The 25743-nt window shown below is 58.5% G+C and carries 16 protein-coding genes and 1 pseudogene; 8 read left to right on the top strand and 9 right to left on the bottom strand.

The window, feature by feature from the left end; translation table 11 throughout:
* Positions 1-783: 783 nt before the first annotated feature.
* From PQR40_RS27485 to PQR40_RS27470, 4 genes are all read left to right on the top strand, one after another.
* A complete protein-coding gene (locus PQR40_RS27485) occupies positions 784-2916 on the top strand; it encodes a site-specific recombinase (RefSeq protein WP_408510246.1) in 2133 nt (710 codons plus the stop codon).
* A 30-nt stretch (positions 2917-2946) separates the two neighbouring features.
* The gene (locus PQR40_RS27480; RefSeq protein WP_408333170.1) at positions 2947-4242 is read left to right on the top strand and encodes a THUMP domain-containing class I SAM-dependent RNA methyltransferase; all 1296 of its coding nucleotides are present in this window, start codon (positions 2947-2949) and stop codon (positions 4240-4242) included.
* Between the two features lie 226 nt (positions 4243-4468).
* Positions 4469-4852, top strand: a complete 384-nt coding sequence (locus tag PQR40_RS27475; protein ID WP_408238908.1) for a VOC family protein — start codon at positions 4469-4471, stop codon at positions 4850-4852.
* 66 nt (positions 4853-4918) lie between these two features.
* Complete coding sequence (locus PQR40_RS27470) at positions 4919-5659, top strand: helix-turn-helix transcriptional regulator (protein WP_408238905.1); 741 nt, start codon at positions 4919-4921, stop codon at positions 5657-5659.
* A 133-nt stretch (positions 5660-5792) separates the two neighbouring features.
* Here the strand turns inward: PQR40_RS27470 and PQR40_RS27465 are convergent, their stop codons facing one another.
* Genes PQR40_RS27465 through PQR40_RS27455 form a run of 3 tightly spaced genes read right to left on the bottom strand, consistent with a single transcriptional unit; the run spans position 5793 to position 8734 of the window.
* Complete coding sequence (locus tag PQR40_RS27465; protein WP_408238902.1) at positions 5793-7247, bottom strand: NAD(P)(+) transhydrogenase (Re/Si-specific) subunit beta; 1455 nt, start codon at positions 7245-7247, stop codon at positions 5793-5795.
* Entirely contained in the window at positions 7247-7579 is a 333-nt protein-coding gene (locus PQR40_RS27460; RefSeq protein WP_408238899.1) for an NAD(P) transhydrogenase subunit alpha part 2, read from the bottom strand. Before PQR40_RS27460 ends, PQR40_RS27465 begins: the two co-directional genes overlap by 1 nt.
* Positions 7580-7591: 12 nt before the next feature.
* Positions 7592-8734: a Re/Si-specific NAD(P)(+) transhydrogenase subunit alpha gene (locus PQR40_RS27455; RefSeq protein WP_408238896.1), complete on the bottom strand. Its 1143-nt coding sequence runs from the start codon at positions 8732-8734 to the stop codon at positions 7592-7594.
* 323 nt (positions 8735-9057) lie between these two features.
* Between PQR40_RS27455 and PQR40_RS27450 the strand changes: the two genes are divergently transcribed.
* The 4 genes and pseudogenes from PQR40_RS27450 to PQR40_RS27435 all read left to right on the top strand — a co-directional run bounded on the left by PQR40_RS27450 (position 9058) and on the right by PQR40_RS27435 (position 15208).
* Entirely contained in the window at positions 9058-9540 is a 483-nt protein-coding gene (locus PQR40_RS27450; RefSeq protein ID WP_408510245.1) for an NUDIX hydrolase, read from the top strand.
* A 116-nt stretch (positions 9541-9656) separates the two neighbouring features.
* Positions 9657-10826 (top strand): tRNA 2-thiouridine(34) synthase MnmA, encoded by a 1170-nt coding sequence (mnmA, locus tag PQR40_RS27445; RefSeq protein WP_408510244.1) that lies wholly within the window; start codon positions 9657-9659, stop codon positions 10824-10826.
* A 227-nt stretch (positions 10827-11053) separates the two neighbouring features.
* Positions 11054-11665 (top strand): annotated as a pseudogene (locus tag PQR40_RS27440) (glutamate synthase-related protein); the annotation flags it as partial.
* Positions 11666-12961: 1296 nt separating this feature from the next.
* Entirely contained in the window at positions 12962-15208 is a 2247-nt protein-coding gene (locus PQR40_RS27435; protein ID WP_408510243.1) for an AAA family ATPase, read from the top strand.
* Positions 15209-15667: 459 nt separating this feature from the next.
* On the opposite strand, the gene PQR40_RS27430 is transcribed toward PQR40_RS27435, so the two are convergent.
* The 6 genes from PQR40_RS27430 to PQR40_RS27405 form a co-directional block, all read right to left on the bottom strand.
* Positions 15668-18964, bottom strand: coding sequence for a metallophosphoesterase family protein (locus tag PQR40_RS27430; protein ID WP_408510242.1), 3297 nt, complete (start codon positions 18962-18964; stop codon positions 15668-15670).
* A gap of 829 nt (positions 18965-19793) precedes the next feature.
* Positions 19794-21275 (bottom strand): ISNCY family transposase, encoded by a 1482-nt coding sequence (locus PQR40_RS27425; RefSeq protein WP_408510241.1) that lies wholly within the window; start codon positions 21273-21275, stop codon positions 19794-19796.
* 227 nt (positions 21276-21502) lie between these two features.
* Positions 21503-22051, bottom strand: coding sequence for a hypothetical protein (locus PQR40_RS27420; RefSeq protein ID WP_408510240.1), 549 nt, complete (start codon positions 22049-22051; stop codon positions 21503-21505).
* 109 nt (positions 22052-22160) lie between these two features.
* Positions 22161-22340, bottom strand: a complete 180-nt coding sequence (locus PQR40_RS27415; RefSeq protein WP_408392909.1) for a hypothetical protein — start codon at positions 22338-22340, stop codon at positions 22161-22163.
* 345 nt (positions 22341-22685) lie between these two features.
* Entirely contained in the window at positions 22686-23726 is a 1041-nt protein-coding gene (locus tag PQR40_RS27410; protein WP_408510239.1) for a D-alanyl-D-alanine carboxypeptidase family protein, read from the bottom strand.
* Between the two features lie 125 nt (positions 23727-23851).
* On the bottom strand, positions 23852-25666 hold the full coding sequence (locus PQR40_RS27405) for a methyl-accepting chemotaxis protein (RefSeq protein WP_408510238.1): 1815 nt from the start codon (positions 25664-25666) through the stop codon (positions 23852-23854).
* Positions 25667-25743 lie beyond the last annotated feature (77 nt).

The raw sequence follows: 25743 nt of genomic DNA, 5'->3' as shown, positions 1-25743 counted from the left end.
AAAGATAAGCAAAGAAAGCGGCTCACCCCGCTAATTCTTAAGCGGGTCCCCCGCACAGTCGCGGTAGTGGTGCATCTGGAATCCGTGCCCTCGCACATTCGGCCTTAGTGACAAGGCAGTCATACTTCCGGCGACGCTGCGCGCGCCGAAGCGTACTTCTCAAAACCGCCCTCTACGTCTGGGCTCTCACGTTCTACCCAGTATCGTCACTCGTCATTGCTTCGCCACTGCGGTTCCAACTCCAGTCGTAGCCGTGTGGCTGTGGCTGTGGCTGTGGCTGCGAGTGCGACATTTCATTTGAAGTGAGGGTTCGCGCATGACTGCGGATGCGCTTCGCCGAGGCGAAGCCGATGGCCCCCAACGCACCCAAACGAAGCCACTGGTTTCCCAGGCATACCCATCCGCGACGCACGCAGTGCGGAGTGGGAGCTGATGAGCGCTTTGTCACTACGGCTGAAGGTGCGGGAGCGCGGATTCCAGATGCACCACTACCGCAACTGTGCGGGGGACCCGCTTAAGAATTAGCGGTGTAAGCCGCTTTCTTTGCTTATCTTTCTTTGCGGCCGCGGCAAAGAAAGTGCCGCCCCGCACAGGGGCGAACGCTAATAGACCACTAACAATTCAAGGAAAGGCCAACACCATAAGCAAACAGACAAAGCGCCACAAAGGCAAAAAAAGCAAAATAATGCAAAACATCAACCAGCACAAAAACCACATGCCATATCCTTCCACCTAACCAAACCCCAAGCGCCGCAGGCAGCCCCCCGTAGGGTAAAAAACCAAATGCTCACCTCAATCAAAAGATTCATAAAAAAATGGCGCGCCTCCCGCGACAGCGGCCACCAACTAGACGCGCTGCTGGCAATCGCCGATAAAACCGCCCCCTATCCAGACCGCAGTGAGTGGCTGATCGAACTCACCCACTGGATCCGCCGCGGCCGCGCAGTCCAACCCGGACAGCTCGAAAACACCGTCGAAGACAACCCGTCACGCTCAACTCCAGCGCACACAAGAATTCGCTATCTCCTCCACGTGCTGGACCGTAACCCCGCCTGGAAGGCCAACGTCGCCGGCATTCTCCGCGCGCTGCTCCGCGAAAGCGACGGCCTCTCACTTCTCTGCGATGCGGGCATGCCCGTGCACTCAGGCTTCTTCGGCGCACTCTTCGAGCGGCTCGAAGCCTCTCTGATTCCGCCCGCGCCGAACCGGCGCGATCTACGAGCGATCACCACACTGATGTTCAGCCAGGATCGCGATGCCGAATGGATCGCCAATCTGCCAACCGATCTGCTCACCCGCATCCGCGCCCTCTTCGACTACGAACAGGACGAGAACGAACAACGCGACGCCACCCCGTTCTCGCTCGACCTGCTGGCCGCTCTGCACAACCTCACCTGCCAGATCAGTTCAACCGGTCTGTCGCAAACCGTCCGCAGCCGTCTCGGCGAAGTCGACATCCGTAATGCCAGCGATGTACGCGTCGCCATGGAAAAGCAGCCGTTCTACCGCCTCACGCGCGCCATGCTCGCCGTCGAAGCGGCCCACCAGGCAGTCAGTGCAGGCGCCCCGCAAGACAAGCTGCTGCATGAGGTCAACTATCTGCGCGCGCTGCTCGACGAATGCCGCAGCGCCACCGACAACGTCTTCGCCCATCTCTACCGCAACGGCGTCAGTGTCGATATCGTGTTCCAGGTCGAACGGATGCGGATGCGCATCGTGCGCGCGGAGCACCTGTTGAACGCCTGGATGGCGCAGGACGATCCGCACGCCGGCGCGCGTCTCACCGCCGAACTGGTGAACGCCAATCACGCGAGCCAAAGCGTCGCGCACCTCGTGCGCAGCAATTTCTCGTTGCTGGCGCGCAAAGTCGTCGAATACAGCGCGGACACCGGCGAGCACTACATCGCGCGCGATCGCGCCGAATACCTGAAGATGATGCGCATGGCGGCCGGCGGCGGGCTCGTTACCGTCGTCACGGTATGCGTGAAATTCGCCATCACCGGCGTGCATCTGCAATCGATGGTCGAAGGCGTGCTCGCCGGCATCAACTACGCAGCCAGCTTCCTGCTCATACATTTCCTGCACTTTTCGCTCGCCACCAAACAACCGGCAATGACCGCGCCCACGCTCGCCCGCGAATTGGACGGCGTCGGCACGCCGGCGGGCGTCGACAGCTTCGTGAGTTCGGTGACCGCATTAATGCGCACGCAGGCAGCCGCCGTGCTCGGCAACGTTCTGCTGGTGTTTCCCGTGTGTTTCGGCGTGCAATTGTTGTGGCATGCGCTGTTCAACGCCAACATCATTTCGCCGGAGAAGGCGCACGCCACGCTGCACTCGTTCTCGTTGATGGGACCGACGCCGTTCTATGCCGCGCTGACCGGCGTGCTGCTGTGGTCGTCGAGTTTGCTGTCAGGTTGGGCGGACAACTGGTTCGTCCTGCATCGTGTGGCGGATGCGCTCGCCTATAACCGGCGCCTGCGCATGACGCTCGGCGCGGCCGGTGCCGCCCGGCTCGCCGCGTTTTGCCGCTCGAATGTGGCAGGCGTCGTGGGCAATATCACGCTCGGCCTGATGCTCGGGCTCGTGCCGGCGATCCTCACCGCCTTCGCCTTCACGTTCGAGGTGCGTCACGTGACGCTCAGCGCCGGCTCGATCGGCGTGGCGCTCGGCGTGCTCGGCATGGACGCGTTGAAATTGCCGGAGCTGTGGTGGGCGGTCGCGGGCGTCGGCAGCATGGCGATCCTCAACGTGGTCGTGAGTTTCGCGCTCGCCTTCTACATGGCGGTGAAATCGCGCGACTTGCGGCGCAATGCAGTGCGCTCGCTGCGTGGCGCGATCTGGCAACGGGTATTCCGGCATCCGCTGGAGCTGGTATGGCCGGCCAAAGCGGCCCCGCACCCCGACCGCGTACAATAGCGCCTTATCTAACGCCTTCCGGCAACCTCAATGTCCTTCGATTTCTTCCTTCCCTGTCCGCGCGGTCTTGAAGCCTCGCTCGCCACCGAGCTCGCCGAAATTGCCGCGAAGCACCTGAACGGCGCGCCGTTCACGGCCGGCGCGCAAGTGCCCGGCGGCGTGCATTTCCGTGGAGGCTGGGCCGCCGGCATGGCCGCCAACCTGCACTCGCGCCTCGCGAGCCGCGTGCTGCTGAAAATCGCGCATCGGCCGTATCGCAGCGAACAGGACGTCTATGCGCTCGCGGTCGAACAACGTTGGGAGCAGTGGTTCTCGGCGAACGAAACGCTGCGCGTGGATGTCACCGCGATCAAATCGCCGCTGCGCAGCCTCGAATTCACGACGCTGCGGGTCAAGGACGCGATCTGCGACCGTCTGCGTGAAGTCAGCGGCGCGCGTCCGAACATCGACACCGCCATGCCCGACGTGCGCGTGTTCGCGTTCCTCACCGCCACCGAGTGCACGCTCTATCTGGACACCTCCGGCGATCCGCTCTTCAAGCGCGGCTGGCGTCTGGACAAGGGCGCGGCGCCGCTGCGCGAGAACCTCGCGGCGGGCATCCTGCGTTTGACCGGCTGGACCGCCGGCACGCCGCTATACGACCCGATGTGCGGCAGCGGCACCTTCCTCGCGGAAGCTGCACAAGTGGCGCTGAATATCGCGCCAGGCGCGGAGCGCCGCTTCGGCTTCGAGAATCTCAAGCAATACGACGCCAAGACCTGGCAAACACTAAAAGCCGCCGCGCTCGACGCGAAGCACGCCGCGCGCAATTCGCGCGCCGATCTGCAGATATTCGGCAGCGATATTTCCGGCGACATGCTCGACAAGGCGCGTGCGAACTTCCAGCGCGCCGGCCTGCCATCGATTCCGCTCAAGCAGGTCGATGCACGCGGAATGACAGCGCCGTCGTCGGATGCGGGCATCCTCGTCGCCAACCCGCCATATGGCGAGCGGATCGAAGTGCGCGGCCGCAATGCGCGGGGTGAAATCCGCGAAGGCCGGGCCACGCGTGAAGGCCGCGACGAGGAAAGCTTCCACCGGGCTCAGGAAGAAGCACCGGACAGCGAATTTTTCCAGTCGCTCGGCGATGCGCTGAAGCAGCGCTTCACCGGCTGGCACGCGTTCATCCTGACGTCGGATCGCAAGCTGCCGGGCCAGCTGCGTCTGCGCGAATCGACCAAGACGCCGCTCTTCAACGGCGCGCTCGAATGCCGGCTGTTCCGCTTCGACCTGATCGCGGGCAGCGTTCGCCAGCGGCCGCAGAACAACGACACGCCAGCAGCTTAAGCCGGCGCAAAGCAGCATCGAAAAAGCCGCGGCTCCCCAGGTCCGCGGCTTTTTTTCGCCGGCACATCAGTAGTCGGCCGGCGCCCGCGCGCACCCATCCTCCGCCACGTCCTTTCCCCCATCCGGCAACCCCTACTGACACTACGCTGTCAGTAGCCCCCACGCACACTCCTTCTCACGCCATCCGGCGCTTTGCACGGCTTACCGTCATCCACAGGAGAGTGTCATGTCCGCATCATCCAAAGTTGTCGCATGGTTCGAGATCCCGTCCGTCGATTTCGAGCGCGCTGTCCATTTTTACGAAACCGCCCTCGACGTCAAACTGAATCGCCAGGAAGTCGGCGGCCAGCCGATCGCTATCTTCGGCTACGAAGAACCGGCCACCGGCGGCGCAATCGTCCATAGCCCGTCGACGAAGCCGACCAACGACGGCGTGCTCGTCTACCTGAACGCGCAACCCAACGTGGACGCCGTGCTCGCCCGCGTCGAGCAGGCCGGCGGCAAGACCGATGGTCCGGTGATCAAGCTGCCGCAGGACATCGGCTATATCGCGTTCTTCACCGACACGGAAGGCAACCGCCTCGGCCTGCATTCGCGGACCAACGGCTAACTCGCGATACGGCACACAAGCGCGGCGGCCGGCCGGCATCGCGCGGAACACCGACCGGAGCGCGGCATGCGGCGCTATCATCGCGGGACTGTCCCCGTCCTTTTTTACAAGACGCCCACGATGACGCGCCGCGCCGACCGCCTGTTCCAGATCGCCGAACTGTTACGCGGACGGCGTCTGACCACCGCGCAACAACTCGCCGACTGGCTGAATATCTCGCTGCGCACCGTCTATCGCGACGTGCGCGATCTCCAACTATCAGGCGTGCCAATCGAAGGCGAAGCGGGCATCGGCTATCGGTTGAGTCGCTCGGCGAGCCTGCCGCCGCTTACCTTCACCGCCGATGAACTGGCCGCGCTCGCAGCGGGCGCGCGGATGCTCGAATCGTGGGGCGGCGCCGGCTTCGCGAGCGGCGCGCGCGGGGCGCTGGCGAAGATCGCCTCGGCAATGCCCGCCGACAAACGCGCAACGCTCGAACGTCTGGCAATCTTCGCGCCGTCGTTTCACATCAAGGCAGATTTTTCGGCGAAGGTGGACGCGCTGCATCGGGCGATCGATGCACGTCAGGTGGTGAGCTTTGCCTATACCGATGCGAACGGCGCGGCGACCGAGCGGCGCGTGTGGCCGCTTGCACTGGCTTATTGGGGCGCGCGCTGGACGCTCGGCGCGTGGTGCGAATTGCGAGGCGATTTCCGCAATTTCGGGCTGGAAAAAATCCAGAATCTTCACGCGCTCGAACCGTATCCGGATCAGGAAGGCAAACGGCTGGCGGACTTGCTGCGGCACGTGAATGCGAAGTCGCGGTAAAGATGCGGATGCGGCCGCTGTGAGACGCGTCCGCACGTCCAGGATTTGACACTCGACCTCACGTGCCGGTGGCGGGATCGTGACCGACGGTTCACCGCCCGCCGCAAGGCAAGCCGCGAACCGCCGAGGTACGTTACTCCACTGCCTTCACCATATCCTCGATCACCTTCTTCGCGTCGCCGAACACCATCATCGTCTTGTCCATGTAGAACAGGTCGTTGTCGAGACCCGCATAACCCGCGGCCATCGAACGTTTATTCACGATGACCGTTCGCGCCTTATAAGCCTCGATGATCGGCATGCCGGCGATCGGCGACTTCGGATCGTTCTTCGCCGCCGGATTCACCACGTCGTTCGCACCGAGCACCAGCACCACGTCGACCTGACCGAACTCGCCGTTGATGTCGTCCATTTCGTAGACCATGTCGTAGGGCACTTCGGCTTCGGCGAGCAGCACGTTCATGTGCCCCGGCATCCGCCCGGCCACCGGGTGAATCGCGTACTTCACCTCGATGCCTTTCTCGACCAGCTTGTCGGTCAGCTCTTTCAAAGCATGTTGCGCACGCGCGACGGCCAGACCGTATCCCGGCACGATCACCACGGTTTCGGCATTGCCGAGCATGAACGCCGCATCGTCGGCGGAACCGGATTTCACCGGACGTTGCTCCGCAGACCCACCCGCTGCCGCCGCGCCCGCCTCATTACCGAAGCCGCCGAGAATCACGTTGAAGAACGACCGGTTCATCGCGCGGCACATGATGTACGACAGAATCGCACCGGACGAACCCACCAGCGAGCCCGCGATGATCAGCATCGGATTGTTCAGCGAGAAGCCGATCCCCGCCGCCGCCCAGCCCGAATACGAGTTGAGCATCGACACGACCACCGGCATATCCGCGCCACCGATCGGGATGATGATCAGCACACCGAGCACGAACGCGATCAGCGTCATGATGATGAACGGCAGCCACGACTGCGTGAGGAAGAAGATCACGCCGAAGCCGAGCATCCCGAGCGCGAGGAACAGGTTGATCAGGTGCTGTCCTGCATAAACGACCGGTGCGCCCTGGAAGAGCCGGAACTTGTACTTGCCCGACAGCTTGCCGAACGCAATCACCGAACCGGAGAACGTGATTGCGCCGACGAACGTGCCGATGAACAGCTCGACGCGATTACCGTACGGCAGGAAGCCCGGAATCGCATTCTCCGGGTCGACCAGGCCGAACGCGGACGGCTCCGACACCACCGCATACGCAATGCACACGGCGGCAAGACCGATCAGCGAGTGCATCGCCGCGACCAGTTCAGGCATCTTGGTCATCTCGACGCGCGCCGCGACGAACGCACCGATCGCGCCACCGATCACCAGCGCGACCAGCAGCAGGCCGAGCCCCAACCCAAGATTCGAGCCGAGCGCATTAGCCTGTTTGACGATCAACGCGATGGTGGTGAGGATCGCAATCGCCATCCCGGCCATGCCGAAGGTATTGCCGATGCGCGCCGTCTTCGGATTCGACAGCCCTTTGAGCGCCTGAATGAAGCAGACCGACGCGACCAGATAAAGCAGCGTGACAACATTCAGACTCATTACGCGTTCTCCCTGGTCGTCTTATCAGCGACAAGCTTCTTCGGCTCTTTCTTCCTGAACATCTCCAGCATTCGCCTCGTCACAAGGAATCCGCCGAACACGTTCACCGCCGCGAGCGCAACGGCCAGCGTGCCGAAGAACTTGCCGGTGTCGCCCACGGTGAGACCCGCGGCCAGCATCGCGCCGACGATCACGATCGCCGAAATCGCGTTGGTCACGGCCATCAGCGGCGTGTGTAGCGCGGGCGTGACGTTCCAGACGACGTGGTAGCCGACGTAAATCGCCAGCACGAAGATGATCAGGTTGATGACGGTGTGGTTGATGACTTCCATCGCCGTTCTCCTCTATGCCTTGCGGGCGACTTCGCCGTCACGGGCCAGCAGCGTGGCCGCGACGATGTCGTCCGCGAGATCGATGTTCAGGGCGCCTTCCTTGGTGATGATCAGCTTGAGGAAGTCGAGCAGGTTGCGTGCGTACAAGGACGACGCGTCGGCGGGCACCATCGAGGCCAGATTCGTATAGCCGACGATCTGCACGCCGTTTCGGGTAACGACCTGGTCCGCTTCGGTCAACGGGCAGTTGCCACCGCGCCGGCCTTCGTATTCGGCGCCGCGTCCGGCGGCGAGGTCCACCAGCACGGAGCCGGGTTTCATCGCCTGCACGGTTTCGACCGAGATCAGCGTCGGCGCGGCCCGGCCCGGAATCAGTGCGGTCGAGATCACGATATCGGCCTGTTTGGCGCGTTCGTGAACCAGTGCCGACTGACGTGTCAGCCACGAAGGCGGCATCGGCCGCGCATAGCCGCCGACGCCCTGCGCGGCTTCGCGCTCCTCGTCGGTTTCGTACGGGACATCGAGAAACTTGGCGCCGAGCGATTCGATCTGCTCCTTGACCGCCGGACGCACGTCGGACGCTTCGATCACGGCGCCCAGGCGCTTGGCGGTCGCGATGGCCTGCAAACCAGCCACGCCCGCGCCGAGAATCAGCACACGGGCCGCTTTCACGGTGCCGGCCGCCGTCATCAGCATCGGCATGAAACGCGGGTACAGCGTGGCAGCCAGCAGCACCGCCTTGTAGCCGGCGATGTTCGCCTGCGAGCTCAAGACGTCGAGGCTCTGCGCACGCGTGGTGCGCGGCGCGGCCTCTAAAGCGAATGCGGTGACGCCCGCTGCCGCGAGCTTTGATGAGTTTTCGGTATTAAAAGGATCGAGCATGCCGACCAGCGTCGCGCCGCGCTTGAGCAGCGGCAACTCGGCATCGGTCGGGGACTGGACTTTAAGGACGAGATCGGCGCCAAAAGCAGTGGCCGCGTCGACGATTTCCGCGCCGGCCGCTGTAAAGGCATCGTCAGGGAAGCTCGCGCCGGTGCCGGCGCCGCTCTGGATCGTGACCCGGTGGCCCTGGGTCACGTACTTCCTGACCGTTTCGGGCGTCGCGGCGACGCGGGTTTCGTGCGCGCGCGTCTCGGCTGGCACTCCGATGTGCATCGTTGTTCCTCCTCGACTTCCTGTTTTACGACAGATGCGCCGACGAGGCACGCCGGCTTGCAAGTGCAACGGCTAACCGCGTCACTTTAACCGAAACCTGGGGGTGCGCCGAAATCGGGGACAATCCGGGGGTCGTGGCCCAGCAAGGGCGCCTTGCAGGATGCAGACCGTGGGCGCCGCCCGTGCGTTGCCTGCTGGTCGGGCCGGTCAGTGCCCGCCGCAGGCCCGGTAGCCCCCATCATGGCCGGGCGGCCCTGCCAGTCCATACCCGCTGCCGCCCGCTTCCCGGCAGCCCAGGCCCATAAACGGTAAAATGCGCACCCATGAAACCGGAATCCTGGCTGCCGCACGTCACCGTTGCGGCCATCGTAGAGCGCGGCGGGCGTTTTCTCGTAGTCGAGGAACATACCGCCGAAGGCCTGCGCCTGAATCAGCCCGCCGGCCATCTGGAGGCGGGCGAAACGCTTCTGGAAGCGGTCATCCGCGAAACGCTCGAGGAAACCGCGCATCCGTTCACGCCCGAGGCGCTGGTCGGCATGTATATGACGCATTTCGAGCGGCCCGGCAGTGAGGGCGTGACGTATTTGCGCTTCACCTATTGCGGCACGAACGGCGCAGCGGACGCAATGCGCGCGCTCGACCCCGACATCGTCCGTGCGCTGTGGATGAGCGCCGACGAGTTGCGCGCCTGCCCCGAACGGCATCGCACGCCGCTCGTCATGCAATGTCTCGACGATTACCTCGCGGGACGGCGTTTCCCGCTCGACTTCGTGCACACGCATTCGGTCGGGCGCAAGCAGACGTAAGCTGGCCTGGCCAGCCCTGACCAGTCATAAGCGGGCCTGATCCGTCACGAGCGGCCAACCAGGCAACACGGTCAACCCACGATCAATGAAGTCACGCAGCACCCAGTGAGCACCTTATGAGCAAGCAGAAAGTCGTAGTAGGCATGTCGGGCGGCGTCGATTCGTCGGTTACCGCGTGGCTGCTGAAGGAACAGGGCTACGACGTGGTCGGCCTGTTCATGAAAAACTGGGAAGACGATGACGACAGCGAGTACTGCTCGACGCGGCAGGACTGGATCGACGTCGTCTCGGTCGCGGACCTGATCGGCATCGACGTGGAAGCAGTCAACTTCGCCGCCGAATACAAAGACCGTGTGTTCGCCGAATTTCTGCGCGAATACTCGGCCGGCCGCACGCCGAATCCCGACGTGCTGTGCAACGCCGAAATCAAGTTCAAGGCCTTCCTCGATCACGCGATGTCGCTGGGCGCGGAAACCATCGCGACCGGCCACTACGCCCGCGTGCGCGAGAACAATGGCCGCTTCGAACTGCTGAAGGCCTTCGATCATACGAAGGACCAGTCGTACTTTCTGCATCGGCTGAACCAGGCGCAGTTGTCGAAGACGCTATTTCCTTTGGGCGAGATTTTAAAAACCAAAGTCCGCGAGATCGCCGAACAGATCGCGCTGCCGAATGCGAAGAAGAAAGATTCGACCGGCATCTGCTTCATCGGCGAACGGCCGTTCCGCGACTTCCTGAACCGCTATCTGCCGACCCAACCCGGTCCGATGAAAACCACCGAGGGCAAGGTGGTCGGCGAACACATTGGCCTCGCGTTCTATACGTTCGGACAGCGCAAGGGCATCGGTCTCGGCGGCAGCAAGGACGGCAGCGGCGAGCCGTGGTTTGTTGCCGGCAAGGATATTGCGTCGAACACACTGTACGTCGCGCAGGGCCACGAGCATCCGTGGCTGCTGAGCCATACGTTGAGCGCGGGCAATACGAGCTGGGTGGCAGGTGAAGCGCCGGCCGACGGTTTTGCCTGCGGCGCGAAAACCCGTTACCGGCAAGCGGATGCACCGTGCACGTTCAGTGCGGCGGCAAGTGCGGCGGCAAGTGCGACAGGTGTCGGCGAAGGCCTTTTCGAACTGAATTTCGACGCCGCCCAATGGGCTGTCACACCAGGGCAATCTGCGGTGCTCTACGATGGCGACGTGTGTCTCGGCGGCGGCATCATCGAACACGCGGTAACCGCACAACCAACGGTGCGCCAGCCGCAAAAGGCAGCGCTGCTAACCGCCCGTTGAGCCATGAGTTCTATCGTGCGGCAACGCCTTGGCGGCGCCGCACGCGCTTCACTTTCATGCCCCATCTTCAAGCTTCAGACTTCACGCTTCACCCACGCGTTTCATCTTCGAGGCGCAGCTAGCTTCACCATAACAAGCAGGTGTTCGTTTCCCTTCGCGGCGGATTCCGTCTGCGCCGACAGCGTCGACGATCCCTCCGCGACGATCCCCACTGCACTGGAGTCCCCATGTTTTCTCGACGTTATCTGGCGATGTGGTGCACAGTCGCTCTGCTCGCCGTCTGCGCGGCGCTCGCCGCGGCGCATCACATTTCGTGGTTCTGGATCATCGTGCCGGTGGCGCTCGTCGCGCTTGGCCTGTTCGATCTGACGCAGGAACGCCACGCGATTCTGCGCAACTACCCGCTGTGGGGCCACTTCCGCTTCCTGTTCGAATTCATCCGCCCGGAAATCCGCCAGTATTTCGTCGAAGGCGACACCGACGAGAAACCGTTCTCGCGCGCGCAACGCAGCATCGTCTATCAACGCGCGAAGAACGACGTGGACAGCCGCCCGTACGGCACCGAACTCGACGTCAAAGCCGTTGCGCACGAATGGATCAGCCATTCGCTCGCGCCGACCACGCTCGATAACCACGACTTCCGTATCGCCGTCGGGCCGGACCGCGCGCAGCCTTATTCGATGTCGATCTTCAACGTCTCCGCGATGAGCTTCGGCTCGTTGTCGGCGAACGCGATCATGGCGCTGAACCTCGGCGCGAAGAAAGGCAACTTCGCGCACGACACAGGCGAAGGCTCGATGTCGAAATACCACCGAGAGCACGGCGGCGACATCATCTGGTTTTGCGCCGTGCATCAGAAACGACCAAACCACTATCCGCACGGAAGTCAGTCTTGCGCGGGTGCTGGCAGCGCTCTCGCGGCAATCTGATAAATATTTCTGAAATTCGTGACAGTGTCGGTGGGCGGCGGACCTCCTCGCGCTGTGGAAAAGTGGGGGCAACCTGTGGGCAAGGGTTCGGTAAACCCGGCGGGGTTCCGGGTTTTCCGCCCTTGTCCATGGGTTGTCCCCACGTAGTTGCCGACAGGCAACTTTTCCATAGCAAGGCCATGCCAACTCTTGGCAACTCGCAATACCAGACCTCCGAGATATCTGCGCACTCGACAGAAAAAAGTCGGCTTATCCAGAAATACCTGGACGATGCCTTCCACGATTGCACATTCCGCGCTCTAACCACTACACACCGCACTTAGTCGATGCGTCTGTACGACTTAGAATCAGGCAGTGACACCAGTTGTTCGGTCTACGGCGATCATCCGCTTTCCGCAGAGCGCCGTCGGGTAGTTCATGTCGGCCGCGGCCGAGAACCGTTGCCTCAGAGAGAGGTGACTGAGATGACCAGACTACCCGGTTCCCTTTCGGCGCGACCGGCAGCAACGGCCGATTCACCTGTTGATCAACAATAAGTTGTCGCCGCCATGCGACGTCCCCGTCCGACGGACGGGCTGTTGATTTGCACTGAATCCTGGCCCACCTGACCCGGTGATTGGGCCAGGATTCAGTGCATAACAATATGCGAAGTCCATTTCCTTCGAAATTAAATGGACACGCACAGGGAAACGCGTTGGCCAAAGCAAGCACTGATGCCCCCACAATCGCGAGGTGTTGATTAATTTGAAGCAAGCCGGCCGTGTCTCCACGAACACCAGCGATGCCTGCGTTTCGGCCATAACCGACATTGGGCCGGGCTGGGTTCTGCGTCCACAATGCGGCGGATTCCTGACGGCGGCGGCGTCGTGCCACAGACGGCAGGGTTCAGTTTCGGCGAATTTTCACTTTCCACCCTTCTCCGCCGCATGATGCCGATGACGGTCTCAATGGGTTCAAAGTAAAGATCAGAGCGCAAGCTAAGACCATTTTGATGTTTTGACGGTCGGCAGTCACCCACCGCCTAAGCGATAGCTCCTCGTCCAAAGCGTGGAATTACGGTCAATTTGGCGTCCTTGTCGCCGCCTAGCCTGCCACGCCTTCGATAAATTCACCAAGACTGTCAATGATTTTGCTAGGATCGAAGAAAAGAAGGCGATGGGATTTTTCACTTCCTCGTTCAAAAAAATAAACTGAGAGTGGAATATCATGATCAACAGTTTGTCGCGAATCAAAAAATTTGGCGTTTTCGACGACTACGCGAAACCAGCAGGCCTAAACGAATTTGGCGCGGTCAACATCATCTACGGATGGAATTATTCGGGCAAGACGACGTTGTCGAGGCTCTTCCAGTGCCTGGAAACTAAGGTGACTCACCCAGATTATCCCGGCGCGCAATTCGCGTTGGTTGGCGACGACGGCTCGTCGGTCAATCAATCCAACGTGGGCGCTTACGGCGGCGTCGCTCGAGTGTTCAACTCGGATTTTATTGAGAAAAATTTGAATTGGAACGGAGCGACGTTTCACCCAATTTTGTTGTTGGGCGAAGACACTATTGAGGCGCAAAACAAAATCGCGGCGAATGTGAAGCTCATTGAACGGTGCCGGATGGCATATGCGAAACACCGAAGGTTGACCGATGAAACCGAACAACGGATGAGCCAAGATCGGACCGCTGAAGCCAAACAGATCAAGATTCGCCTTTCGCTGGTCGAAGCGTTCACCGCTTCGCACCTCAACGGCCTGCTAGCCAGCTTGGATGCAGGCAAAGTGGCTGCGGCGCGACTCAGCGAAGAGAACCTGGCGGCGTGCCTGAAACAAGCCCTCGCTTCGGACAAAGACAAGCTTGAACCGATGCCTTTCGTGCGCCTTCAACCGACGCTTTCTGGGTCGATCGCGAAATGCACGCCGTTGCTTCAAAGAGTACCGCAATTGTCGAGCACAATTGAATACCTTAGGGAGAACCCCGCCGTTGCCAATTGGGTCGAGCACGGGCTGACACTGCACAGCGACGCGAAAGCTTGCGAATTTTGCGGCGGGGAACTGACCAGCGAGCGCATGGGCGCGCTTCGCGCTCACTTCTCCAAAGATCTTCTCAATTTCAAGAACGAACTGAGCGCCGCCAAGAAGTCCGTCGACTCGCTGCAGTTGGAGCTAACACCTCTGCAGAAGTCGAGTTTCTATCCAGACTTTCGCGCGCAAGCAGGCGAAGCGCATCAAGAGCTGCTGGGCGCGGTCGGCGCCTTCAACGATCAAGTTCTAAAACTCTCCGCATCAATGACTCGCAAGCTGGCGTCGAGTTTTGAGGGAATGGAGCTTCCGGAGTTGTCGGACGAACCTGAGAGAAACGTGGCCCGACGAGTGGCAGCGTTCAATGAAATCGTGGCGGCGAACAACGCGATCGGCGAGAGCTTTGGCAAGCTGAAAGCCAGCGCAGTAAAGAAAGCGAAACTGCATTTCGCCGCCGAGTTTTTCGCTGGAGAGCACGACTCGGGCGTGGCGAAGCGTCTCGCTCTGCATGTCTCGCATCGCGAAAAGATGGAGAAGATCGGAAAAGCGTTAAAAGCCGAAAATCTGGAACTGGAAGCTCAAATCAGCCTCGCGCAAAAAGGCCGAGAGAAGATAAACGCCCGAATCTCGAATCTACTCGGGAGCGACGAACTCCACATCGAGGTGGTCAAGGAAGGGGAGTCGGACCGGTTCCGGCTCGCTCGCCGAGAGGCGATCGCGAAAAACCTTAGCGAAGGAGAAAAGACAGCCATCGCCTTCGCGTTTTTTTTGACGAAGCTAGACGAGCTAGAAGATTTCTCAAAATCGTTGGTCTACATAGACGACCCTATTTCCAGCTTGGACAGTAATCACATTTTCCAAGTCAATTCGATCATTCGAGAAACCTTCTTCAAGCAAGACGAGCCCAAAGGAGAATGGAAAATCGCCTGCGCGCAGATCTTCATTTCCACGCACAATTTTGAATTTTTCTCGCTTCTTCGCGAATTGCCAGCGAAGAGTAAAAGACGCTACTTCCAAACGAAGAAACTGTCGCCGACTGTTTCAACGTTCACGAATCTTCCCGCCTCGATCCTCAAATATTCTTCGGAATATCACTATCTTTTTAGCGTGATTCACAACTTCCACAATAGCGCGGACAAAGGCGAGTTGGAAACATTGCTCTCCGTGCCGAACGCAGTGAGGCGATTTGTGGAGCTTTATAGCTACGCCCGCATCCCGCATTTCGTCGACGGAACCGTCGATCAGCGCGTTGACACCCTGTTTGGAAAAGATAAGTCGAAACGAATTCTCAAAGTTTTGCATTATTTCAGCCATCTCAACGACATCGAGCGCTTGTCGAAGAACACAGACTTGATTTGTGACATCGAGCATGTCGTCGCTGACCTTTTCGAATTGCTCGAAAAGGATCCGTTGCACTACGATGCCTTGAAGACCTCCCTCACGTGATCGATGGTTGTCGCACGCGAGACCTAAGAGCGGCCTCTCGCGCTGTCGCGAAGCACGCCACTCACGCGCGAGCCGACAAGGGTTAGAAAAGGTCGCGTTGCACGGCCGGTCTGTATCTTGATCGGACTTTTGCGGACGCCGGTGTGATTCGTAGATACGGCTGCTATCGGACACATACCAGCCACCCGAGCTTCTCACGCCGCGCGGCAAACAGTTCTTAGCCCCCGGAATGGTATGGTTATTCAAGGAAGGGCACAGCCTGACTATGTTGCCAGATATCATGGGATAAGCGATGTAAGCAGGCTGCTGAAATGCACTGCATCGCCGCCCATTTGCACAACACGGAACTCCCACCCAAAAAAGGAAAAAGCCCGTCAAAGGTGACCGGGCTTATTGCTGGAAAAATTGGTTCTGGGCTTTCCGTTTTTTTCTTACGTGAACTGAAAACCGCCGGACAGACTATGTCGACGACAATCGCTGCAATTTTTCGGCTCGCATCAGAAGATATGCGCCCTCTGCACTTTCAATCTCAGAAGCCTTGCTCGAATGCTTGGCGACGAGATCCGAAAGCTCACGAATGTAAGGCGTTTCCAGCGCTTCCATGCCATGAATGCGCCAAATAAATGAACTGTGCCGGAAAAGTCGAAGGAGATTCTCAATGTCCACGGTGTCCATAAAATACTTCCATAGACCTTCGTGGCATTCCTTGAAAAGTGAACTTATTCTCTCGTTGTAGAGGTAATGGTACGCTTCAATCAAGCCAGATCGCTCGGCCCGGCTCAACGTGGATTTCTGGACTGAGACATGTAATCCAAGCGCAACGATTGCACGTGCCGCACTGTACGGATCTCCATTCTGCTTCGCGCTTTCCGCAATTGCTCGCAACTCAGTGCGTCTCTCGCTCGAGGAGGCTCCGCCGCTGGTGGCCATGAAGAAGGCAATGTTGTTGGCTACAACAACTGCCTTTTTCGACCGAGCGCGCCGCTCAAGCGTGCGAAGCTGCTCGAATTGATCTTCAACCTCAGGGCTGAGTTGGAGGAGAAGCGCTTGTGCGTGAAGGCCTGCAAGCGTTACCTTTCCCAACGCGACCGTCTGCGCTGCGAGGTCTTTTGCTTTAATGGGATCGCTGTGTTGAGTAGCAAGCGCCCAGTTGAGCAAGATTCGCTGGCGCGTGCGTCGCTCAAACTTCGTCGTTTCTAGGCCCTCGAAGATTTCCGTTGCAGCGTCGCGTTTACCGAGCATCCGGTGACACCGGGCTAGGTTCCATTGAAAATAACTCACGTCATCCTCGTAGCCACTCTCCGACGGTATGAGTTTCAGAAAATCCTGACAGGCAGTGACACTGCTCCGATAGTTATCTCCACTTCCAAGATTTGCTATAAAGAGCCTAGCAAGCTGAACGACTCGCTTGATCCGATTCGCATCTTGGGCTTCCACGGCTCGCCGTAGCAAGGAATTGATTACCGCGTGAGGATTACCAAGTCCCCCGTCTCCACCCAGCGCCTTGGCCAGATCTTGCGTTCGGATGCTCCTCGCTTCGCCGATCAACCATCGATCGCCGAAGTACAAGGACGCAGCCCGGACATCTCTCTGGTCGAGCTCGGAAGAATTAAGAGAGGCCTCAACAGCTTCCCGAACGACCTTCTTTGCTACCAGCTTCGGACTTGGCGTATCAGTTGCCGCGCGAATCTTAAGTGCTGGCAGTTGAGCGATCGACTCAATAAGACCCCGGTCAGCGAGAATGGCTGCCTGAGACGGATAGAAAGGTCGTTGGAAATCGAATCGCTTGATGCGAGCCAACGTCTCGCCATAAGGGAAAGCAGACAGCGCTACAAGGAGATCAAACGCGCGAGCAATATCTGGATCTGCGGCGCCCTTCAGCGCATCAACGACTGGCATCAAACCTTCGGGTCCTGAGCCCAAACCTGGATCTGACATTGGAGCGGTCAGCCGGAGTTCGATAAGTTCGGGGAGGGAAATGAACTCCAGTTCTCGCAAGATACCGTCGATCTCTATCGGTAAGCCGCCGGTCAGACGCAGGATATCCGCTACGTCGTCAGGCCCAGAGCGGCTGTTTCCACCAAAAGGATGATTCGCAATGTAACTCTGAACATCCGGTTCATCGAGAGGTTTCAGATCCAGCGTGGGAAAATCGCCACGGCTAGGCAGTTGTCGGGAAACCAAGATGACAATGCTATTGGGGCAGTATTCCCTGATGGCATCGACGATCGTCGCGACCTCCAGTTCCCATGATGCACTCTCAGGAGCACTCGGTCGTGAAACTGGCGCGTCGTCAAGCACGAGAAGCACGCGTTCGACGCCAGATATCGACTTGCAAAATTCTTGGAAACTGCAACCGATTTCTGTGGCGAATTTTGCCAGGAATGTTTCGCGATCCCGGTAATCATTGAGATTGATCCGGTGTATCTGTGTGATCGGTGATGTTAGCGTCGACATTACAGTCGCGATAAACTCATCTACGGCGTAGCCCCAATCGCTCGATATCCAGGCTACCCGATGGCTGTCGAGCGCGGTTCGTAGCTTTCCTTGCTCAAGTCGGCGCACGTGATGGTGCTGGGGAGAAGACTTCAGTATCTGGTTCGAAAATGTGAGGACAGTGCTACTCGCAGCAAGGGCTGCTTCCTGCTCTACTGTACCGAAACTTATAGGCTCCGAAACAACCTCAAGGCCTGTGGGTCCTGTTGGTCCGGAGACACGTCCTAAAGGCAGTGCGAAATTGTTTTGTTCCGAAAGATCAAATGAATTATCGGGAACAAACTTGCGGGAACCCGAGGCTATGGTTGTTCCGATCCTCGGCCATATCAGGATGCGACCGTCGTCCTCTCCAACTTCAAGGCGCGCACCACTATATCCGTGAATCCGGTCGTGTTTGCCGTTGTCGTATTTGCGGAGACCATAGAGGGAAGCAGCCTGAATCATCTTGCGATCGGCGCTGCCCCCTTTTCCAAGAGCTTCGACATCCGGGGTATGCATATGCCCGAAAAGGTGCGCCGTAAACCGCGTAGGAGGGTAAATTTCGGCCCGCAGATGCTGGACAGCGGATTCCGACAGCCAACTTGTCGGATGGTGAGTGACCAACAGATTGACATGGTTCGAACGGCACCACATGTCTGGGTCGTTATCTGTTACCGCGAGAAGCTGACGAACGTCCAGGTCAAGCTTTGAATTTCCGCCAAGTTGCAAGAATGTCGAGTTGAGTCCAACCAGACCAAGCCGCAATCCGTCCTTCACAAATACATGAGAGCAGTCACCTGGAAGTAATCCATCTATGGTAGAGCACAGCGGAAATCCGTCACGCGAAAGTTCCTGACGAAATGAGGTATAGCCTGCGAAGCTCTTGTCGATGAAGCTTCTGTAGACATTGTCAGTAGATTTCCAGAACGCATCTTTCACAGTTGCGTTTTCCCACCAAGTTTGCAATGCAACCGCCACTGGATCCGCGCTATCCGGCCGCACCAGATCGTGATTGCCCGGCACCATGAAGAGTTGCGGCCGGCAACCGAGTGCGTCGAATTTCTTCCATATTCGGTCCAGCATCAGACGCAGGGTACCGAAGTCCTTCTGGGATCCACGTTGCGTAAGGTCGCCTGAAAATACGACCAAATCGAGACCACCCATCGCGGGTATCAATCGTTCGAGGTCGTCAAAGAAGTGTGTTTGTAAGCCTGGCCACAGCCAGTCTTGAGTGTCCTGCCCCGCATGAAGGTCGCTAATGTGAAGCCAGCGCAATTGCATAAGAGTTTTCGTCTTCTGAGAATTTCTATGGGGACTCGTCGTCAAATCGTTGCACGCGAAGCTTCCAGCGATGGTCACTAGCAAAACCTATTGGATCCACCGCAGCCTCACGGAGATCATGCCGGTATCGCGTTTGAGATTATAAAGAAGAAGCACGAATTTGATATCAAATGGCATGCAGGATCGCCACGAGCGAATATAGTCAAATTATTTGGCGGTCGAGGCGCCGACAATGCAAAACTTGATTGCGCCGGCCCGCAGGGCGCTGCTCTCAACTTAGGCCCTACGGCATCAAGTGAGTTTGTACGCGAGATGGAAGTGGGGCTTGGCTTTTCTGGGTGGACGTGGATGAGAGCGTGAGGGCTGGATCCGACATCGGGTCTGTCGGATCACTTCCAGTTCACCAGCGCGGCTCTCCAGAGGGCGAAGTCCAGGATGCGCCAAGCCGAAACAAGCTTTTGGCCGATGTACGTCGTTAAACGGTCGCTTGAGCAAGGATAGTTGAATGTCCGCAAAGGCCGAACTGCGGTCCTTCCGCGGCACCATAAGCCCTCGTTAGACTGCCGAAGCCGCATGCATTTGAATCGAGACAATGCATCCAACTGGCCCTGCCCGCGACCCGCTTCATTGCTGCGGCGGGATTGCGGTGATAACGGGTGTTATTGCGCTCGCCCTATCGCGACGACCGCCCGGACATCTAAATCTGGCCCACACTTCGTGTCGTGTCGAACGTCGACATCGATCGATGTCGAGGCCATTCTTGAATGTCCGCTTTCCGGCTAAGTTGAAATGTCCGGGTTTAAGGGTTTTGTTTCTAACGCCTTTTGTCTCACACATTGTTGAAGGGCGACGCCTGAACTGGCAGGGCGCTTACGTCTGCTTCGACCACCTTTGCAGACCGACGGCCAGGTTTGCGTGCCTGCTGAACCTGCCGCTGCTGCGACTGTTCCAGAATCACACCATTGATATCGGCCTGCGTGAACTCGCGTTGCTTCTTCTTGCCTTGCGAGCGGCTTTGAACCCTGGTTGCAACGCCGAGGTGGCTTCGCGAAGGCGCTTTTCCGATCCGACTGTTATCGCGTTGAGCCTGGATCACCTGCGAGACCTGAAGCACGTGACCCAGCCGCTTGTGCTCAACGACCGCGCCCTGGTCGACTTCGGTCAGCCGGTCGTACTGTTTGCATGACAGTGCACGACCATCGGCGCGGAGTTCGATACGCCCATCCGGGTACTCCCAGACCTCGATATATCGGCCGATCAGTTTGCGGTGCCCGGGCGTGTCGTTCAGCAGATACGTGACGCGGTCATACCGCACCGTCAACGACTTGCTGACCTTGCGCGGCTCGCGCCACGTGAGCACCAGATCGAGATTCTCGTCAGCCCTGAGTGGACGGTGAGCATCGAATCCGCTCTTTGGTGGCTTCGCGAAGCACGCGTTGTAATTTGCCATGAAAGCAGACGCATACTCATTGGCTCCGGCAGCCGTGCTGATGCTACGCAACCGCAATTCTTTTACGAGCCGGTCCTGCAACGTCAGGTGGGCGCGCTCGACGCGCCCCTTGGCGGGGCTACTGTTCGCGCAGAACGTGTCGATGTTCAGCTCGTACATCGCACGCCCAAAGTGGGTCACGCTATTGCCATCCTTGTTCGCGCCCGTCTTGCGAAACACGCTGTACTTGTCGCTGTAGAACGCGCCGGGCTTGCCGTGGCGTTCAATGTACGCGCGCGTCGCCTCGAAATAGCTGAAGGTCGACTCGGTCGCCGTGAAATGCAGCATCATCAGCTGGCTCGTTGCATCGTCGACGTACACCAGCAGCGAGCAGGCCGGCGCCCGTTCCTCGAACCACCGGTGATCGCAGCCATCGATCTGGATCAGCTCGCCCAGACACGCGCGCCGCGCGCGCGGCTGGTAGATCTTCGGTGGCCGCTGCCGGCGGGGCACCCAGAGACCTGCATCAGTCATCAGGCGCCTGACCGTCTCCTTTGCAAGCCGGATGCCGTGGCATTCGTACAGCTTCTCGCAGGCCAGCGTGGGCCCGAAATCGGCATAGCGATCACGAATGATCGAGAGTGCCCGATTGGCCGTCACCGCGTCCAACTGGTTGTTGCTGGGCTTCGAGCGCCGACGCGACACGAGACCTTCCGGTCCATGTTCGCGCAGTCGCGCAACCAGGCGCCGGATCTGCCGCGTCGTCAGCCTGAGCCGTTCCGCCGCGCGCCACGGCTTGAGCCTGCCGTCGGCGACGTCCTGAATGACCTTGAACCTGTCCAGTTCGCGCATCGTCATCGTTATCCGTTCGGTCGCAGCCATTAAAGCCTCCCGCGCCGGAACGCCGGCGGCCGGTCAGCTTACGCTGCGAAAAAGCGGACATTTGAACTTGGCTAAAAGCGGACATTACTACTTAGCCCCTACAATCGAAAAGTTCGCTCACTTTAGTTATGTCAAATTTAGTGGCCAAGAGTTAGGTCGGGTCCAACGCTACGCGGCATAGCCGCGCGACTTGTAGTTGCAATCACCTATGCTCGATGACACCTGCTCTAGTCGAATGAGAACTTGCCGCGGTACTTTTCCGTTTCCGCGGCCTGCCGCTCTGCAGCTTGCTTCGCTTTGTGCGTCTTGACCAAATCTGAAATTTTTGCCAGCAATTGCTCGGCAGTCGGACTCGAGTGGTAAGCCTCGACACTGACCATCGAAAATTGAGCGGGGATGCAAGCTTCATGGTCGCGTGCCAGATAAACACAGGCGAGCACGACATCGTCATCGAGCAGCATCTCGACACCTTCATAAACGGTGGCGGCATCGCTGCTATCAAACGACATCGGCAGATACCACACGCCCCGTAACGTAAATACGTTGCCGTCCAGTTCCGCGGTCACGGCGCGGCCGTTCCCTCGAGTGAATCCGACTGTCACAGGCATCGGTCCGCCAGATATGCCCGACAGGCCGATATTGTATTTGGCGAAATCGTCCCGCTGGCTCCACGACGGATAGTGCCTCGTCTCGAGGTAAGCGGTAATCAGGGCGACATCCAGTCCCTTTTCCCGAACGATTGCCAACGCCCTCTTCTTTGCTTCCTCAACGCTCATGTCGTCCGCCTGTGCTAAACACGGTCCACGTCGCCGCGACAATGGGTGCGGCCGATTCTATCTTGGCCGTTATCGTGCCGCCAACGGTGTGTCGCCGCTTCCGGGGCGGTCAGAGGACGCGCGGACAGGGATCGCTCATCCAGTCCGGTTCGATATCGTTGAAATACATGTCGCGCATTACTGGCAGCAACTCGACCCCCTCTAGTGTCAACCCGTCTGCATCAATCTGGACCGTCACTAGCGCCTCGAACTCAATTTCGACGTCATCGGGGATTATCGCGCTACCCATGCCTACGTAACCGCGATTAGCCAAATTTTGACTGTTACGGCAAAGCTGTATGTCGTACCTGGGTAAAGCTGAAACGTCGCATGCCATGCTGGCTGACCCTTGACGGGAGGCTTATCCAAAACGATCACCATGACGATGTGCGAGGTTGACCGGCGTCACTCCTCGAACTGAAGAATTCGATATGCGCCGCTGTAGCACGATAACTCCGCTAAGACTGGAAAAACGCACGTCCTCTCGCCCCTTTCCAGTGCAGTAGCGCCAAATTCAGATCAGCCATCTCATCCTTGATGCGTCTCCCGGTCGCAGCATTGATCTTACGGAGGAGACTCAGGAATTCCGGCTAGTTTAGGGGCGATTGAGCTGCACGAACAGAGATGGAGACATCCGCGTGACTATGCGAAGTCCTGAGCTGTCTGCGATCGGATAGTCTTTGTACGCAGTGAACCCGTAGTTCAGGAGGCTACCCGCCCCGACAATCCGGTCGCTCGCCGTTGGTGCACCTAGCAAAATGGCAAATACCCTTCGCTTCATCGGAGGAGATAGCTGTTGACGCATTGCGGTCGCAACAATGCAGTATCCCGCCGCTTGAGTGCGTCCCGTTTTCATTCCGTCGACAGATATGTCATTTCCAAGTAACCAATTCTTGTTTCGCTTCTGGAAGCGGCCATATGCGAAATGCTGTTCCGATGAGAAGACGTAATATTCCGGAAAATCCCGTGTGATACGCAACGCTAGGGTGGAAAGGTCGCGAACAGTTGAATAATTTCCGGGGGTAGTAATGCCAGATGGCGTCGAGTAATGGGTGTGATCCATCCCTAATCGACGTGCCGTAGAGTTCATTAGCTGCTCAAAGCCGGCGAGTGAACCTCCGACTCGCTCCGCGAGCACTAAGGCAGCATCGTTTGCAGACGCGGCGATAAGACCCTCGACAAGTTTTTTCACCGGCACCTGTTGTCCAGGCACCAGATACATCTTCGCCTCATCGTTTCCGATTTGGTCGATGTCGGCCGCATTGACCAGCAGCTTCTCATCCCAACGCATCGTGCCGCGCTTGAGGGCGTCGAATACGATATATGCAGTCATGAGCTTGGTGAGCGAGGCGGGCTGACGCTCAGTGTCTGCGTTGTATTCGACGAGTGTTTGACCTGATTCACCATCAACAGCGATCCATGATGATGCCTGGATGTTAGACGGTGGCTGAGCGGCGGCGCTTCCAGTTACGATGGCGAGGCATGACGCGAGCTTCGCGACAAAGAGGGACCCTCCGAAGATGGACATACGTACAGTTGATTTCAAGTTGCAGTCGATGTAGGGTTGTGACGCTTTGAGCAAGGCTTCGGATCCTATTTGAACGAAGTCGAGGTACGTCTGTGGTGCTTTACTCATTGTCCTTCGCTATCATCCTTTCTCGACTCGACTAGCAGTCTTTGGCAAAACTAAAGGCTAGATTCAACCGCGCCCGGAACGAGCAATCCGCCAGGGGAAATTGCCTCCATTCTTCACAAATTCATCTAACCATGAGGCGGCTCTAGCAAGCGAAATGACGCAATAGCATCGTTCAGATTACGCGCCTGATCTTCTAGCGAATTGGCAGCTGCCGAGGCCTGTTCCACTAAGGCAGCATTCTGCTGTGTAACATGATCCATCTGGCCTACTGCCTGATTGACCTGTCCAATCCCAGCGCTTTGCTGTTCCGATGTCAGCGATATCTCACCCATGATGGTCGTCAATGTCGATATCACAGCGAGGATCGCGGTCATGGTCTCTCCCGCTTTTTCTACACGTTCGTTTCCCGAGTTGACGTGTGTTGAAGAGTCAGCGATGAGGTCTTTGATCTGTGTCGCCGCGGCCGCGGATCGCTGCGCAAGATTCCGCACCTCGCTTGCAACAACGGCGAACCCCCGTCCCTCCGATCCCGCACGCGCAGCTTCCACTGCGGCGTTGAGAGCGAGAATGTTCGTCTGAAAGGCAATGCCCTCGATGACATCCGTAATATCGTTAATCTTTCGAGCACTCTCGCTGATGGTCTTCATGGTTTCCATGACCTGCGCGACAACTTCACCACCGTGCGTTGCTACCTCAGAGGCGTTCAATGCGAGTTTGTTTGCCCGCTGGGAACTGTCGTTGTTCTGCCTTACCATACCGGTCAACTGTTCCATGCTGGAGGCAGTCTCCTCTAGCGAAGCAGCTTGGGATTCGGTGCGACGTGACAGATCGTCATTGCCCGCGGCAATCTCTCCTGCCGCAGCGCTGACTTCATTGCTTCCGCGTCGAATCTGTAACAACACAAGAGTCAGTTTGTCAGCGAAGGCATTGAACGATCTCGCGATCTGGGAGACTTCATCCAGGCCCTCCGCTGGCAAACGTCTGGTCAGGTCTCCGTTACCTGAACCAATTGCATCCATGGCGTCTCGAATCATAGAAAGGCGTCTGAAAAGCCGTGTTGTCAGTGCACCAACGGCGATTGCTGACAGCAATGCAGTCCCGACAAGCACGGCGATCGATGTCGCGATCAGTGACCGCACGCCCGCCTGCGCTTCAGCATCATCAAGAGCAAGGATGAGTGCCCAGTCGGTTCCCGCAATATCCTGACGGAATATCAGTTTTCTTTTGCCGTTCACCACGGTCTTCAGCGACTGCCCGTTGCCTCCTATACTCGCTAGTACGTTAGCCGTGAGGTCAGGTGAAATTTTCGTTGCATCAGCCAGTACTAGACTCATGTCCGGATAGGCAATGACTGTACCCGCAGCGTCGACCAGGAACCCAAAACTCGCGGCAGTCGGGTGAATCACATCGACGTTTTCCGTGACACTGTTCATGCTGAGGTCACCGGCCGCGACGGCAACCAGATCCCCGTTCCGATAGATGGGCACGGCAAATGTCACAACCAAACGCCCGGTGCTGGCTGCAACGTAAGGCTGAGTTACCACCGCCTTATGAGCTTGAACGGCGAGTTTGTACCAGGGGCGTGCTGTCGGATTGTAAGATGGCAACACACCGGTAAGATCCGACGTGACAAACGATTTGTCCGGAAAACCAGCGTAGACCTTTGTAAAGCCGCCCGCAGACGCAACCTGTTTAAACATCGGCACCGGATCGCTCGACAGCGTCGCATCCCGCAGCGCCTCGATCATGTGGACCTTGGACGCTACCCATTCATTTATTCCTGTTTGATGCCCACGCAAGACTGCGACAGCATTGTTCCGAATGGCTTCATTGCTGTACGAGCGTGTCACCAGATAGTTAGCACCGCCTGCAACAACAAGCGAGAGGCAGACAATAGCAACGCACGTCAGCGAAATCAGAGTTCGGATCGATGAAATCATGGCAGACTAGTTTGTGGAAATCGCACCGCTAAGCGGAGAATGAAACATCGAAGAAGTCCGCCACATCCCATCTCAAC

The sequence above is a fragment of the Paraburkholderia sediminicola genome (assembly GCF_046026855.1).
In the GTDB taxonomy this organism is placed as follows: Bacteria; Pseudomonadota; Gammaproteobacteria; order Burkholderiales; family Burkholderiaceae; genus Paraburkholderia; species Paraburkholderia sediminicola_A.
The sequence above is the reverse complement of the archived record's forward strand: the minus strand, read 5'-3'. Positions and strand labels throughout refer to the sequence as shown.